Origin of the sequence: Streptomyces sp. NPDC048479 (assembly GCF_040651435.1) — a bacterium.
In the GTDB taxonomy this organism is placed as follows: domain Bacteria; phylum Actinomycetota; class Actinomycetes; order Streptomycetales; family Streptomycetaceae; genus Streptomyces.
This window is the reverse complement of sequence record NZ_JBEZKA010000018.1, coordinates 43950-58759: the sequence shown is the minus strand read 5'-3', so window position 1 is coordinate 58759 and position 14810 is coordinate 43950. Positions and strand designations below refer to the sequence as shown.

Annotated in this window: 11 protein-coding genes; 10 read left to right on the top strand and 1 reads right to left on the bottom strand. The window is 70.4% G+C overall.

What is annotated here, in order from left to right:
• Positions 1-38: 38 nt before the first annotated feature.
• The 10 genes from AB0D12_RS26100 (at position 39) to AB0D12_RS26055 (ending at position 12956) form a co-directional block, all read left to right on the top strand.
• Positions 39-890, top strand: a complete 852-nt coding sequence (locus AB0D12_RS26100; RefSeq protein ID WP_362687742.1) for an EamA family transporter — start codon at positions 39-41, stop codon at positions 888-890.
• Between the two features lie 272 nt (positions 891-1162).
• Positions 1163-2608 carry an aldehyde dehydrogenase family protein gene (locus AB0D12_RS26095; protein ID WP_327326389.1) on the top strand — a complete coding sequence of 482 codons (1446 nt, stop codon included), beginning with the start codon at positions 1163-1165 and terminating at the stop codon, positions 2606-2608.
• Between the two features lie 200 nt (positions 2609-2808).
• A complete protein-coding gene (locus AB0D12_RS26090; RefSeq protein WP_362687486.1) occupies positions 2809-4755 on the top strand; it encodes an acyl-CoA dehydrogenase family protein in 1947 nt (648 codons plus the stop codon).
• Positions 4756-5029: 274 nt separating this feature from the next.
• Positions 5030-5716 (top strand): hypothetical protein, encoded by a 687-nt coding sequence (locus AB0D12_RS26085; RefSeq protein WP_362687483.1) that lies wholly within the window; start codon positions 5030-5032, stop codon positions 5714-5716.
• 45 nt (positions 5717-5761) lie between these two features.
• Positions 5762-7012: a 1-deoxy-D-xylulose-5-phosphate reductoisomerase gene (gene dxr / locus AB0D12_RS26080; RefSeq protein WP_327326392.1), complete on the top strand. Its 1251-nt coding sequence runs from the start codon at positions 5762-5764 to the stop codon at positions 7010-7012.
• Positions 7009-8310, top strand: a complete 1302-nt coding sequence (locus tag AB0D12_RS26075; RefSeq protein ID WP_362687480.1) for a site-2 protease family protein — start codon at positions 7009-7011, stop codon at positions 8308-8310. The genes dxr and AB0D12_RS26075 overlap by 4 nt, the downstream gene beginning before the upstream one ends.
• Before the next feature lie 163 nt (positions 8311-8473).
• Entirely contained in the window at positions 8474-9628 is a 1155-nt protein-coding gene (gene ispG, locus AB0D12_RS26070) for a flavodoxin-dependent (E)-4-hydroxy-3-methylbut-2-enyl-diphosphate synthase (protein ID WP_362687477.1), read from the top strand.
• Between the two features lie 122 nt (positions 9629-9750).
• Positions 9751-10596, top strand: a complete 846-nt coding sequence (locus AB0D12_RS26065) for a GNAT family N-acetyltransferase (protein ID WP_362687474.1) — start codon at positions 9751-9753, stop codon at positions 10594-10596.
• A gap of 30 nt (positions 10597-10626) precedes the next feature.
• Positions 10627-11196 carry a GNAT family N-acetyltransferase gene (locus AB0D12_RS26060; RefSeq protein ID WP_362687471.1) on the top strand — a complete coding sequence of 190 codons (570 nt, stop codon included), beginning with the start codon at positions 10627-10629 and terminating at the stop codon, positions 11194-11196.
• A 65-nt stretch (positions 11197-11261) separates the two neighbouring features.
• On the top strand, positions 11262-12956 hold the full coding sequence (locus tag AB0D12_RS26055) for a proline--tRNA ligase (RefSeq protein WP_362687468.1): 1695 nt from the start codon (positions 11262-11264) through the stop codon (positions 12954-12956).
• A 954-nt stretch (positions 12957-13910) separates the two neighbouring features.
• Here the strand turns inward: AB0D12_RS26055 and AB0D12_RS26050 are convergent.
• Positions 13911-14807: an aminoglycoside phosphotransferase family protein gene (locus AB0D12_RS26050; protein ID WP_362687465.1), complete on the bottom strand. Its 897-nt coding sequence runs from the start codon at positions 14805-14807 to the stop codon at positions 13911-13913.
• Positions 14808-14810 lie beyond the last annotated feature (3 nt).

Here is a 14810-nt window from a genome sequence, read left to right as displayed (position 1 = left end):
AGCGCCGGACATCCGGAGCCGTCTGGGTCGCGCTCGCCATCGTGTACGTCGTCTGGGGCTCCACCTACCTCGGCATACGCATCGTCGTCGAGACCATGCCGCCGTTCCTCTCCGCCGGAGGCCGCTTCATCCTGGCGGGCCTGATCCTCGCCGGGCTCGTGGCCTGGCGGCAGGGGACCTCGGCGCTCAAGGTCAACCGCGTCCAGCTCGCCTCGGCCGCCGTGGTCGGTCTGCTGCTCCTGCTCGGCGGCAACGGCCTCGTCGTGCTCGCCGAGACCTCCGTGCCCTCCGGGCTCGCCGCCCTGCTGATCGCCGTCGTGCCCGCCTGGGTGGTCGTACTGCGCAGGGGCTTCGGCGAGCGGCCCGGCCTCGGCGCGTACCTGGGCGTCCTCCTCGGCCTGGCGGGCCTCGCCGTGCTGACCCTGCCCGGCCTCAGCGGCGACGTACGCCTGTGGGGCGTTCTCACCGTCATCGCGGCGACCGTCATGTGGTCGGTGGGCTCCTTCTCCTCCTCGAAGATCCCCATGCCGAAGAACCCCTTCGCGGCCAGTGCGTACGAGATGGTCGCGGGCGGCATCGGCTGCCTGCTGGTGGGACTCGGCCGCGGCGAGCAGCACGGCTTCGTACTCGGCGAGGTATCCGCCCGTTCCTGGACCGCCCTTGGCTATCTCGTCGTCTTCGGCTCGCTCGTCGCGTTCACGGCGTACGCCTGGCTGCTGCACTCCGCGCCGCTGTCCCTGGTCGCGACGTACGCGTACGTCAACCCGGTCGTCGCCGTCCTCCTCGGCGCGCTGATCCTCAACGAACAGCTGAGCTGGCCGATCGCCGTCGGCGGCGCGGTCGTGGTGGCGGGCGTCTGCCTGATCGTGTCGACCGAACGCCGCCGCTGAGGCAACTCCGGTGGCCGCCCCCGTAACCCCGTACGGCCTTCGGCCGTGTCTTCAATCGCCGGACGGGCTGGAAATGCCGGCCCAGCCGCATTCAGCCTCGCCGCGTTTGAGGCGCGGGGTCCGGGGCGGAGCCCCGGTTGAGCGCAACGCACGCCAAAGCGGCGGACCCGCCCCGCCCACCACTCCACCCCGGACAAACGCCAGACCGCCCTCCCGCCCCTACCGTGGGGCAGACACACCCCCATTTACATCTACTTCGGAAGGGCCGGGACATGACCTCCACCCACGCCTTCTGGCTCGCCGGCCGCCAGGCCACCGGCGAGGCCACCTTCGATGTCACCTCCCCCTGGGACGGACGCCTCGTCGGTCAGGTCGCTGTCCCGACCGACGCCCAGATCGAGGAGGCCGTCGCCGCCGCGCACGCCGTGCGGGACGAGTTCGCCGCGACCCCGGCACACGCACGCGCCGCAGCCCTCGACCATGTGTCGCGCCGCCTCGTCGAGCGCACCGAGGAGATCGCCCAGCTGATCTCCGCCGAGAACGGCAAGCCCGTCAAGTGGGCCCGCGGTGAGGTCGGCCGCGCCGTCTCCGTCTTCCGCTTCGCCGCCGAGGAGGCCCGCCGCTTCAACGGTGGCGAGGCACAGCGCCTCGACACCGACGCCGGCGGCGTCGGCCGGCTCGCGCTGACCCGCCGCTTCCCCAAGGGCGCAGTCCTCGGCATCGCGCCGTTCAACTTCCCGCTGAACCTCTGCGCCCACAAGATCGCCCCGGCGATCGCGGTCGGTGCGCCGATCATCCTCAAGCCCGCACCGGCGACGCCGCTGTCCGGCCTGATCATCGGCGAGCTGCTGGCCGAGACCGAGCTGCCCGCGGGCTCCTGGTCCGTGCTCCCGGTCCCGAACGACCGGATGCCCGCCCTCGTCCAGGACGAGCGCCTGCCGGTCATCTCCTTCACCGGCTCCGACAAAGTCGGTTACGCGATCATGGACTCGGTGCCGCGCAAGCACTGCACCCTGGAGCTGGGCGGCAACGGCGCGGCCGTCGTCCTCGGCGACTTCGGATCCGAGCAGGACCTGGACTGGGCGGCGACCCGTATCGCCACCTTCTCCAACTACCAGGGCGGCCAGTCCTGCATCTCCGTGCAGCGCGTGATCGCCGACGCCTCGGTGTACGACCGCCTGCTGCCGAAGATCGTCGCGGCCGTCGAGACCCAGGTCACCGGCGACCCGTCCGACTCCGCCACCGACGTCGGCCCGCTGGTCAGCGAGGACGCGGCCAAGCGCGTCGAGTCCTGGGTCGACGAGGCCGTAGAGGCGGGCGCCAAGCTGCTCGCGGGCGGCAAGCGCGACGGTGCCTCGTACGCGCCCACCGTCCTCGCCGACGTCCCCGCGGACACCACCCTCGCCTGCGAGGAGGTCTTCGGACCGGTCCTCACGGTGAAGAAGGTCGACGGCGAGGCGGAGGCCTTCGCCGCCGTCAACGACTCCAAGTACGGCCTGCAGGCAGGCGTGTTCACGCACGATGTGCAGACCGCCTTCCGCGCTCACCGCGCCCTCGAGGTCGGCGGCGTGATCATCGGCGATGTGCCGTCGTACCGCGCGGACCAGATGCCGTACGGCGGTGCCAAGCAGTCCGGCGTCGGCCGCGAGGGTGTGCGGTACGCGATGGACGACTACACCTACGAGCGGGTCCTGGTCCTCACTGGTCTGGCCCTGTAAAGCCCGTACGCCGAGGACGACGGCCGGAGCCCACTGTGCGGGGGCTCCGGCCGTTTTTCTGTGTTACGGAGTCGCCGCTGTGTGCGCACTGGTGGAGAGGGCAGGAATCGGGTACTACGGACGAGTAGCACCGGTCGGTACGGCGATCTCGCCCCGGCCCATGCCCTTGGATGTCCCCGACTCGCGGCGAGGTGAGCCTCATGTCCGCACCACTCGACAAGACACATGCTCCGAAGGTCAGTGAGCGCGAAGCACGACAGGTCGCCGAGGCCGCGCGCGAACAGGACTGGCGCAAACCCAGCTTCGCCAAGGAACTGTTCCTGGGCCGTTTCCGCCTGGACCTGATCCACCCGCACCCGATGCCCGCCGACGAGGACGCCCAGCGTGGCGAGGAGTTCCTGGCGAAGCTGCGCGACTTCTGCGAGACGCGGATCGACGGCGCCCGTATCGAACGCGAGGCGCGGATCCCGGACGAGGTGATCAACGGGCTCAAGGAGCTCGGCGCGCTCGGCATGAAGATCGACACGAAGTACGGCGGCCTCGGCCTCACCCAGGTGTACTACAACAAGGCGCTGGCCCTGGTCGGCTCGGCGAACCCGGCGATCGGCGCGCTGCTCTCCGCGCATCAGTCGATCGGCGTACCGCAGCCGCTGAAACTTTTCGGCACGCAGGAGCAGAAAGACATCTTCCTGCCGCGCCTCGCCCGTACCGACATCTCTGCCTTCCTGCTCACCGAGCCGGACGTCGGCTCCGACCCGGCCCGCCTCGCCACCACGGCCGTCCCGGACGGCGACTCGTACGTCCTCGACGGTGTGAAGCTCTGGACGACGAACGGCGTCGTCGCCGACCTCCTCGTCGTCATGGCCCGCGTCCCCAAGTCGGACGGCCACAAGGGCGGCATCACCGCGTTCGTCGTCGAGGCCGCGAGCGAGGGCGTCACGGTCGAGAACCGCAACGCCTTCATGGGCCTGCGCGGCCTCGAGAACGGCGTCACCCGCTTCCACCAGGTGCGCGTCCCCGCCGCGAACCGCATCGGCTCCGAGGGCGCCGGTCTCAAGATCGCCCTCACCACCCTCAACACCGGCCGTCTCTCGCTGCCCGCGATGTGCGTCGGCGCCGGAAAGTGGTGTCTGAAAATCGCCCGCGAATGGTCGTCGGTGCGCGAGCAGTGGGGCAAGCCGGTCGCCAGGCACGAGGCCGTCGGCGCCAAGATCTCCTTCATCGCGGCGACCACTTTCGCCCTGGAAGCCGTGGTCGACCTCTCCTCGCAGATGGCCGACGAGGACCGCAACGACATCCGTATCGAGGCGGCGCTGGCCAAACTGTACGGCTCCGAGATGGGCTGGCTGATGGCCGACGAACTGGTCCAGATCCGCGGCGGCCGCGGTTTCGAGACGGCGGACTCGCTGGCGGCCCGCGGTGAACGGGCCGTCCCCGCCGAGCAGATCCTGCGTGACCTGCGCATCAACCGCATCTTCGAGGGCTCGACGGAGATCATGCATCTCCTGATCGCCCGCGAGGCCGTCGACGCCCACCTCGCCGTGGCCGGGGACATCATCGACCCCGACAAACCCCTGTCCGCAAAGGCGAAGGCAGGCGCGAACGCCGCCGGGTTCTATGCCCGCTGGCTCCCGAAACTGGTCACGGGACGGGGCCAACTCCCGCGTACGTACAGCGAGTTCCACCCGTCCGGCCATCCGGACCTCTCCGGGCACCTGCGCTACGTCGAACGCTCGTCCCGCAAGCTGGCCCGCTCCACCTTCTACGCCATGACCCGCTGGCAGGGCCGGATGGAGACCAAACAGGGCTTCCTCGGCAGGATCGTCGACATCGGCGCGGAGCTGTTCGCGATGAGCGCGGCGTGCGTACGCGCGGAACTGTTGCGTACGTCCGAGGATTACGGTCGCGAGGCGTACCAGCTGGCCGACGTCTTCTGCCGGCAGTCCCGCATCCGCGTCGAGGAGCTCTTCACCCGCCTGTGGTCCAACACCGACGACCTCGACCGCAAGGTGGTGGAGGGCGTCCTGTCCGGTACGTACACCTGGCTGGAACAGGGCATCGTCGACCCCAGCGGGGAGGGCCCCTGGATCGCGGACGCGACCCCGGGCCCGGCCGAACGGGACAACGTCCACCGCCCGATCCGCTGAGAGACTCCGGGGCGTCCACGGACGCCCCGGAGCAACGTCCGCGGCGTGATGACTGCCGACGGCGTGCTGTCCGTACGACATGGCGCGGCTGCGCGAGCGCTTCGGCGTCCCCACGCACTTCTGGAACCTTCTCGACCGCACCGGTCCCCGTGCCCGACAATCGACCCTTGATCACGGTCAACACGGAATCGGGGCAGGGATGTTCGGGGCGGGGATGTTCGGGGCGGGGAATCAGGGCGTTCGGCGGCGGGTAGCTGCCCTCCTTGTGGCGGCCGTGCTCAGCGGCGTCGCCGCGTGCGGCAGCGGTGACGACAAGGGCAAGGAGAAGAAGGCCGACGGCAGACCCACCGCCTCCGTCCCCAAAGCCCTCACCGAGGCCCAGCTCAAGGCCGCCTCCTTCACCGACGGCGAGAAGGTCGGCAGCTACACCGCCTCCGAGTTCACCCTCGGGGCGCCGCTCGGCGAGGACTACACCGCCGATCCCGCCACCTGTCAGCCCCTCGTCAGCCTCGCCAAGGGCGCCACCAGCCACGACCCGGCCGCCGAGGTCAACCGCCAGGTCGACGTTCCCGACGAGATGGCCGGGCTCAGCGTCGCCGTACAACTGCGCTCGTACGCGAACGGCGAGGCCGCCGCCGTCATGAAGGCCCTCGGCGCCGCGGGGACCCGGTGCGCCGGCGGGTTCACCGAAGAACGCGCCATCGCGAAGGCCAAATACCTCAAGGTGGAGCCCGCCAAGGCGCCCGCCTTCGGGGACGAGGCGAAGGCGTTCCGCTTCACCATCCTCGATGTGAAGGGGAAGCTGAAGCTCTACGAGTACCTGACCGTCGTCCGCTCAGGCTCCAGCACGCTCTCGTTCCGCGCCGAGATCATCGGCACCAAGGACATCGGAGGAGTGCCCGAAGAGGTCATGAAGGCCCAGTGGGAGAAGTTCCGGGCGGGCTCGAACACCGGCGCGTAGGGACGCACTGTCCGGTCGGACAGGAGTTACGGCCACAATGGGGGGATGAGCGACAGCCCATCCCCCCTCGCCGACCCGCACCTCGTCTTCGACGCGACCGAAGGCCGCCGGGACATCGTCGTCCTCGGCTCCACCGGGTCCATCGGCACTCAGGCCATCGACCTGGTGCTGCGCAACCCCGACCGCTTCCGTGTCACCGCGCTCTCCGCTGCCGGCGGCCGCGTCGGACTCCTCGCCGAGCAGGCACGGCAGTTGCGGGTCGACACGGTCGCGGTGGCCCGCGAGGACGCCGTGCCCGCGCTGCGCGAGGCACTCGCGGAGCAGTACGGGGCCGAGCCCCTGCCCGAGATCCTGGCCGGACCCGACGCCGCCACCCAGCTCGCCGCCTCCGCCTGCCACACCGTGCTCAACGGCATCACCGGATCCATCGGTCTCGCCCCCACCCTCGCCGCCCTCGAAGCCGGCCGGACGCTCGCCCTCGCCAACAAGGAGTCGCTCATCGTCGGCGGGCCGCTGGTCAAGGCCCTCGCCAAGCCCGGCCAGATCATCCCGGTCGACTCCGAGCACGCCGCCCTCTTCCAGGCGCTGGCGGCCGGGACGAGAGCCGACGTACGCAAGCTGGTGGTGACGGCATCCGGCGGGCCGTTCCGTGGCCGTACGCGCGCCGAGCTGGCAGATGTCACCCCCGAGGACGCCCTCGCCCACCCCACCTGGGCCATGGGCCCGGTGATCACGGTGAACAGCGCCACCCTCGTCAACAAGGGGCTCGAGGTCATCGAGGCGCATCTTCTCTACGACATCCCCTTCGACCGCATCGAGGTCGTCGTACACCCCCAGTCCTACGTTCACTCCATGGTGGAGTTCACGGACGGCTCGACCATCGCCCAGGCCACCCCGCCCGATATGCGCGGCCCGATCGCCCTCGGAATCGGCTGGCCCCAGCGGGTGCCCGACGCCGCCCCCGCCTTCGACTGGACCAAGGCCTCGAGCTGGGAGTTCTTCCCGCTCGACACCGAGGCCTTCCCCTCGGTGGGACTCGCCCGGCAGGTGGGGGAGCTGGGCGGAACGGCCCCGGCGGTGTTCAATGCCGCGAATGAGGAGTGCGTGGACGCATTCCTCGCCGGGCGGCTGCCGTTCAACGGAATCATGGATACGGTCACCGGAGTCGTCGCCGAGCACGGCGTTCCCGCCTCGGGAACCTCACTTACGGTGGCAGACGTCCTGGAAGCGGAGACCTGGGCCCGGGCGAGGGCCCGGGAACTGGCAGTGAAGGCGACAGCGGAGGCTCGCGCATGACGATTCTGTTGACGGTCCTCGGCATAGCTCTTTTTGCTGTGGGACTGATGGTCTCGATCGCCTGGCACGAGCTGGGCCATCTGTCGACGGCCAAGCTCTTCGGTATCCGCGTGCCCCAGTACATGGTCGGCTTCGGACCGACCGTCTGGTCCCGGAACAAGGGCGAGACGGAGTACGGCATAAAGGCCATCCCCATGGGTGGCTACATCCGCATGATCGGGATGTTCCCGCCGGGGGAGGACGGCCGGATCGAGGCACGGTCCACCTCGCCCTGGCGCGGGATGATCGAGGACGCCCGCTCGGCGGCCTTCGAGGAGCTGAAGCCCGGCGACGAGAACCGGCTCTTCTACACGCGCAAGCCGTGGAAGCGCGTCATCGTGATGTTCGCGGGACCGTTCATGAACCTGGTCCTCGCCGTCGCGATCTTCCTCGGGGTGTCGATGTCCTTCGGCTTCGCCACCCAGACCACCCAGGTCGCCGGCGTCCAGCAGTGCGTCATCTCGCAGAGCGAGGACCGCGACAAGTGCCAGAAGGGCGACCCTGTCTCGCCCGCCCAGGCCTCGGGCCTGAAGAAGGGCGACAAGATCGTCGCCTTCAACGGCGAGCCCGTCGCCGACTGGTCCGAGCTGTCGAACCACATCCGCGAGACGATCGGCCCCGCCACCATCACCGTCGTGCGGGACGGCCGGCAGCAGGTGCTCAAGGCCACGCTCGCCAAGAACATGGTCGCCAAGAAGGACGCGCAGGGACAGGTCGTTCCCGGCAAGTACATCGCAGCCGGCTATCTCGGCTTCGCCGCGCAGACCGAGATCCAGCCGCTCTCCTTCGGCGCTTCCGTGAACCGCATGGGCGACATGATCGAGAACAGCGTCGATTCGATCGTCGCGCTGCCGTCCAAGATCCCCGACCTGTGGAACGCGGCCTTCAGCGACGGCGAGCGCAAGGCCGACTCCCCGGTGGGTGTCGTCGGCGCGGCGCGCATCAGCGGTGAGGTGCTGAACCTGGATGTCCCGACGCAGAGCATCATCGCGACCTTCCTGATGCTGCTCGCCACCTTCAACCTCTCGCTGTTCCTGTTCAACATGCTGCCGCTGCTGCCGCTGGACGGCGGGCATATCGCAGGCGCGCTCTGGGAGTCCGTACGCCGCAGCATCGCGAAGGTGTTCCGGCGTCCCGACCCCGGTCCCTTCGACGTGGCCAAGCTGATGCCGGTCGCGTACGTCGTGGCGGGAATCTTCATCTGCTTCACGCTGCTCGTGCTGGTCGCCGACATCGTCAATCCGGTCAAGATCAGCTGAGCGGGTCCCTTTCGTGGCGGCCGGACACCCTTTGTGTCCGGCCGCTCACCTTTGAGTGGACTTCGGGCAGCGATGTGCTGGGCCCAACCTCAGTGCCGTAATCTCGGAGGCTGGAGCCCGCCGATCTCGGGACCTCGATCCACACCTTGGGGTTGCACAGCAGATGACTGCAATTTCGCTCGGAATGCCGTCCGTTCCGACCAAGCTCGCCGACCGGAGGGTCAGCCGCAAGATCCAGGTCGGCACCGTGGCCGTCGGCGGGGACGCCCCCGTATCGGTGCAGTCGATGACGACCACGCGCACCTCCGACATCGGCGCGACGCTGCAGCAGATCGCCGAACTGACCGCGTCCGGCTGCCAGATCGTACGAGTCGCCTGCCCCACCCAGGACGACGCGGACGCGCTGGCCACCATCGCGCGCAAGTCCCAGATCCCCGTCATCGCCGACATTCACTTCCAGCCGAAGTACGTCTTCGCTGCGATCGACGCCGGCTGCGCGGCCGTCCGGGTCAACCCGGGCAACATCAAGCAGTTCGACGACAAGGTCAAGGAGATCGCGCGCGCGGCCAACGAGGCCGGTACTCCGATCCGTATCGGAGTCAACGCCGGATCGCTCGATGCCCGGCTCCTCGCCAAGTACGGCAAGGCGACCCCTGAGGCGCTTGTCGAGTCCGCGCTGTGGGAGGCGTCCCTCTTCGAGGAGCACGGCTTCCGCGACATCAAGATCTCGGTCAAGCACAACGACCCGGTCGTGATGGTGGGCGCCTACCGGCAGCTCGCCGCCCAGTGCGACTACCCCCTCCACCTCGGCGTCACCGAGGCAGGCCCCGCGTTCCAGGGCACCATCAAGTCCGCCGTCGCCTTCGGCGCCCTGCTGAGCGAGGGCATCGGCGACACCATCCGGGTCTCGCTCTCAGCCCCGCCCGCCGAAGAGGTCAAGGTCGGCATCCAGATCCTGGAGTCGCTCAACCTCAAGCAGCGCCGCCTGGAGATCGTCTCCTGCCCCTCCTGCGGCCGCGCCCAGGTCGACGTCTACAAGCTCGCCGACCAGGTCAGCGCCGGCCTGGAGGGCATGGAGGTGCCGCTGCGCGTCGCCGTCATGGGCTGCGTCGTCAACGGCCCCGGCGAGGCCCGCGAGGCCGACCTCGGCGTCGCCTCCGGAAACGGCAAGGGACAGATCTTCGTCAAGGGCGAGGTCATCAAGACCGTCCCCGAGTCGAAGATCGTCGAGACCCTCATCGAAGAGGCCCTGAAGATCGCCGAGCAGATGGAGAAGGACGGCATCGCGTCCGGCGAGCCCGAGGTCTCCGTCAGCTGACATATCCGTACCGGCCCCGCCACGCCCCCTGGCGCCTGGCGGGGCCTTGTGCTGGGCTCGGCACCCCGCAGACCTGCCAGGTACAGTGCGGAGATCAGCAGACCGCATGGTGAGGCCCCCTCGTGTTGACGCAGACCACCACCCGGGTCCTCGAACCCAGCGACCTCGGCGCAGCGCTCGCCATCCTCGAGAGCGAGCCCGTAGCGAATGCTTTTGTCACGTCCCGCGTCCAGGCCGCCGGGCTCGACCCCTGGCGCCTCGGCGGCGAGATGTGGGGCTGGTACGCGGGCGGGCGGCTGCGCTCGCTCTGCTATTCCGGCGCCAATCTCGTGCCGATCTGCGCCACCCCCGAAGCCGTACGCGCCTTTGCCGACCGGGCTCGCAGGACCGGGCGCCGCTGCTCCTCCATCGTCGGCCCGGCCGAGCCCACCGCCGAGCTGTGGCGGCTGCTCGAGCCCAGCTGGGGCCCGGCCAGAGACGTACGCGCCCAGCAGCCGCTCATGGTCACCGAGCAGCCGCCCGGCGACATCGAGGCCGATCCGTACGTCCGCCGCATCCGCAAGGACGAGATAGAAGTGATCATGCCGGCGTGCGTGGCGATGTTCACCGAGGAGGTCGGTATCTCGCCGATGGCCGGTGACGGCGGACTGCTCTACCAGGCGCGCGTGGCCGAACTCGTCGGCGCGGGGCGGTCGTTCGCCCGTATCGACGACGGCAAGGTCGTGTTCAAGGCCGAGATCGGCGCGGCCACCGGCCAGGCCTGCCAGATCCAAGGCGTCTGGGTCGCACCGGAGTTCCGCGGCCGCGGGCTGTCCGAGACGGGTATGGCGGCCGTGCTGCGCTATGCCCTGCAGGACGTCGCACCGGTTGTCAGCCTGTACGTGAACGACTACAACACCGCGGCCAGGGCGGCGTACCGGCGGGTCGGCTTCCGTGAGGTCGGCGCCTTCATGAGCGTGCTGTTCTGACTGCGCGCAGCGGGAAGTAGGGTTTCGCGCATGGCTGCACTTTCAGGAGGCGGACCCCAGACCCCCAGCGTTGTGGTCGGGCCGGTCAATCTCGCCGCGCGGATCGACGAAGCCCTCGCGGTGCAGGCCCTCGCCTTCGGGCTCACCGAGGACGAGATCGAGGTGCGCCGTCATATCGTCTACCGGCATCTCCTGCACCCCGGGGCCCGTGCACTCGGTGCGCTGACGAAGTCGGGCAGCCTTGTGGGCTTCGTCTACGGCATGCCCAACGACCGCACGCACTGGTGGTCCACCGTTGTCGAGCCGTATCTGCGCAGCACCGGCTCCGCCGGCTGGCTCGACGACTCGTTCGTGATCACCGAACTTCATGTCCACCCCGGCTTCCAGGGCCGGGGCATCGGCCGCTCGCTGATCACCACGATCACCGACAGTGTCGAGCAGCCGCGCTCCATCCTCTCCGCGATCGACGTCGAGAGCCCGGCCCGCGGGCTGTACCGAGCGCTCGGCTACCAGGACCTCGCGCGGCAGGTCGTTTTCCCCAGCGCACCCAGTCCGTACGCGGTGATGGGCGCCCCGCTGCCGCTGCTGCGCGGGAACTGATTTCCGCCTGCCGGTGCCCCCCGGCTAACCTCCTGCTCATCACACGTTCCGAGCAGGAGTTCACCATGGCCCAGGTCCAGCGCATGTCCCGTCTGATGGTCAAGACACTGCGCGACGACCCGGCGGACGCCGAAACGCTCAACCACAAGCTGCTCGTGCGCGCCGGCTATGTGCGCCGTACGTCCGCCGGCATCTGGAGCTGGCTGCCGCTCGGCAAGAAGGTGCTGGAGAACATCACCCGCGTCGTCCGCGAGGAGATGGACGCCATCGGCGGCCAGGAAGTGCTGCTGCCCGCGCTGCTGCCCAAGGAGGCGTACGACGCGAGCGGGCGCTACGAGGAGTACGGCGACCTGCTCTTCCGCCTCAAGGACCGCAAGGGCGCCGACTACCTTCTCGGCCCCACGCACGAAGAGATCTTCACCCAGATCGTCAAGGACCAGTGCTCGTCCTACAAGAACCTGCCGGTGATCCTCTACCAGATCCAGACGAAGTACCGCGACGAGGCCCGTCCGCGCGCGGGTGTGCTGCGCGGCCGCGAGTTCCAGATGAAGGACTCGTACTCCTTCGACACCACCGACGAGGGTCTCGTCGAGTCGTACCAGCTCCACCGCGACGCGTACATCCGGATCTTCGAGCGACTCGGCCTCGACCACCGCATCGTCTCGGCGGTCTCGGGCGCGATGGGTGGCTCGGCGTCCGAGGAGTTCCTTGCCCCGGCCCCGGCGGGCGAGGACACCTTCGTGGACTGCCCGGCCTGTGAGTACGCGGCCAACACGGAGGCGGTGACCTTCACCGCGGCCGCGGCGGACGCCACATCCCACGGGCCCGTCGAGGAACTGGACACCCCCGACACCCCAACCATCGAGACCCTCGCCGCGCACCTTGGCGTCCCGGCCTCGGCGACCCTGAAGAACCTGCTGGTCAAGGTGGACGGTGAGATCGTCGCGGTCGGTGTCCCCGGTGACCGTGAGGTGGACCTCGGCAAGCTCGGGGAGCACCTGGCCCCGGCGGAGGTCGAGCTGGTCACCGCGGAGGACTTCGTGGACCGCCCCGATCTCGTACGCGGCTATGTCGGCCCGCAGGGCCTCGCCAAGGTCCGCTACATCGCCGACCCGCGCATCGCGCCCGGCACGGCCTGGGTGACCGGCGCGAACAAGCCGGACACGCACGCGAAGAACGTTGTCTGCGGCCGCGACTTCGAGGTCGACGACTACCTCGACGTGGTCGTGGTCGAGGACGGCGACCCCTGCCCGAAATGCGGCACGGGCCTCAAGCTCGACCGCGCGATCGAGATCGGCCACATCTTCCAGCTGGGCCGCAAGTTCGCGGACGCCTTCCAGCTCGACGTCCTGGGCCAGAACGGCAAGCCGGTCCGGGTGACGATGGGCTCGTACGGCATCGGCGTCTCCCGCGCGGTGGCTGCCCTGGCCGAGCAGACGGCTGACGACAAGGGCCTGTGCTGGCCGCGCGAGATCGCCCCGGCGGACGTCCACGTGGTGGCGGCGGGCAAGGCACTCCAGACGGAGCTGGCGCTCGAGGTCGCGGAGAAGCTGTCCGCGGTGGGCCTGCGCGTACTGGTCGACGAGCGCCCCGGAGTCTCGCCGGGCGTGAAGTTCACGGACGCGGAACTGATCGGCGTCCCGAAGATCCTGGTGGCGGGCCGCCGCTCGGCCGAGGGCGTGGTGGAACTGAAGGACCGCCGCACTGGCGAGCGCGAAGAACTGACGGTCGCCGAGGCGATCGCGCGCCTCAGCGCCTGACCTGGGATGGCGCCTTGCGCCGCGAGGCGGCGTGGTGGGCCTGAGCGTCCATGCTGCGGGGCTGGGTTCCTGGGGTGTGGGCCTGAGCGCCTGTGCCGCGGGCCCGGCGCCCTGGGGTGTGGGCCTTGAGGCCCCCACGCCGTGAGGCTGGCGTCTCCGGGTGCAGGGCCTGAGCGCCCACGCCGCGAGGCAGGCATCCCTGGGGCCGTAGGGGCCCGAGCCCCCCTGCGCCGCGAAGCCGGCGTCCCGGGGGTGTGGGCGCGAGCGCCTGTGCAGCGGGGCCGGCGCCCTGCGGATGTGCGGCCTGGCCTCCACGCCGTGAGGATGGCGTCCTGCGGATGTGGGGCCTGAGCGCCCGTGCTGCGGGGCCGGCGCCCTGGGCCGTTGGGGCCCGAGCCCCCGTGCTGCGGCGCTGGGATCCCTGGGGCGGGGGCCCGAGCCCCCTGCTGCCGGGCGGGCGCCCTGCCCCTGCGCGCCTGTGCAGCGGGGCTGGCGCCCTGCGGATGTGCGGCCTGGCCTCCACACCGTGAGGATGGCGTCCTGCGGATGTGGGGCCTGCGCGCCCGTGCTGCAGGGCCGGCGCCCTGGGCCGTTGGGGCCCGAGCCCCCGTGCTGCGGCGCTGGGATCCCTGGGGCGGGGGCCCGAGCCCCCTGCTGCGGGGCGGGCGCCCTGCGAATGTGGGGCCTGAGCGTCCATGCTGCGGGCTTGGGATCCCTGGGGTGTGGCCCGAGCACCCGTGCCGTGAGGCCGGCGCCCTGCGGGTGTGGGGGCCGAGCCCCCTACGCCGCGAAGCCGGCGGCCCTGGGGTGTGGGGGCGTCAGCCTCCACGTATCTCTGCCCCCGGGGCCTTGGGGGCACCGCCCTCAGTTTCGGGAAGGGGCGGGTAGCGGCAAGCGCGCCGCAGGCTGCCCCGGCCCGCGCCCCGGAGCCGGGGCACCGACGGGACCCGCGGGCTACAACAGCCAGCCCGCGAACTCCAGCGCCAGTTCGCCCTCCCCGCGCCGCCCCGCCGCAATCGCCCGCGTGCCCGACTCCACCGCCCGGAACAACGTCCAGCCGCGCAGGCGTTCCCGGTCCACCTCCAGCGAGTCCGCCAGCTTGTTCACCCGGCGGCGGGCCGCAGACGCACCCGACGACGCCGCGATCAGGTCCTCGACCCGGTCGCGGACCATGCGCGCCAGGTCGTAGGCGCGTTCACCCACCAGCGGCTCCGGGCCGACCGAGAGCCACGGCGTGCGGTCGCCCGCGAGGACCTTGCCCTGGCGGAAGTTGCCGTGCAGCAGCAGGAGTTCGGGCGACAGGGCCGTGAGCTCGTCGCGCGCGTCAAGCGCCGCGGCGACCACTGAAGCCGCCGCCGGATCCGCGAACGCACGCACCGCGTCCGCCTGCCGCGCCGTCCGCTCCGCCACCGTCTCGAAGCCATGGTCCGCCGGCGGCTCGACCCACAGCCGCCGCACCGTCCCCGCCGCCTCCAGCAACGCCTTCGCCTCCGGCAGCGACCGCAGGGACACCTCCGGATGCAGCCGCTCCAGCAGCAGCGCGTCCTCCGACGACGCGAGCAGCCGCACCGCGCCCCAGCCGTCCCAGTGCTCCAGCGCCGCCCGCTCCAGTGCCGGCGCGGCGAAGGACGGGGCGGCCTTCAGCGCGGCGACCGTACCGTCGGGCTGTCGTACGAGGACGACCAGACTGCTCCTGCCGCCCGGCGCCACCACCCGCTCGACGTCCAGCTCCCACCGGTCCACCGACTCCTGGACGGTCTTGGGCAGTTGCCCGAGCCAGTCGTCCGCGGCCGTGTCCCCGTAGGTCTCACCGAGTGCCCGGACGAGCCGCTGCGGCGGTTCGAAAGCCATACG

Excerpts from the sequence above, each read along its gene's own strand:
- AB0D12_RS26095 (WP_327326389.1), top strand. The coding sequence starts at position 1,163 with ATGACCTCCACCCACGCCTTCTGGCTCGCCGGCCGCCAGGCCACCGGC.
- AB0D12_RS26090 (WP_362687486.1), top strand. The coding sequence starts at position 2,809 with ATGTCCGCACCACTCGACAAGACACATGCTCCGAAGGTCAGTGAGCGC.
- dxr (WP_327326392.1), top strand. The coding sequence starts at position 5,762 with ATGAGCGACAGCCCATCCCCCCTCGCCGACCCGCACCTCGTCTTCGAC.
- AB0D12_RS26075 (WP_362687480.1), top strand. The coding sequence starts at position 7,009 with ATGACGATTCTGTTGACGGTCCTCGGCATAGCTCTTTTTGCTGTGGGA.
- ispG (WP_362687477.1), top strand. The coding sequence starts at position 8,474 with ATGACTGCAATTTCGCTCGGAATGCCGTCCGTTCCGACCAAGCTCGCC.
- AB0D12_RS26060 (WP_362687471.1), top strand. The coding sequence starts at position 10,627 with ATGGCTGCACTTTCAGGAGGCGGACCCCAGACCCCCAGCGTTGTGGTC.
- AB0D12_RS26055 (WP_362687468.1), top strand. The coding sequence starts at position 11,262 with ATGGCCCAGGTCCAGCGCATGTCCCGTCTGATGGTCAAGACACTGCGC.
- AB0D12_RS26050 (WP_362687465.1), bottom strand. The coding sequence starts at position 14,807 with ATGGCTTTCGAACCGCCGCAGCGGCTCGTCCGGGCACTCGGTGAGACC.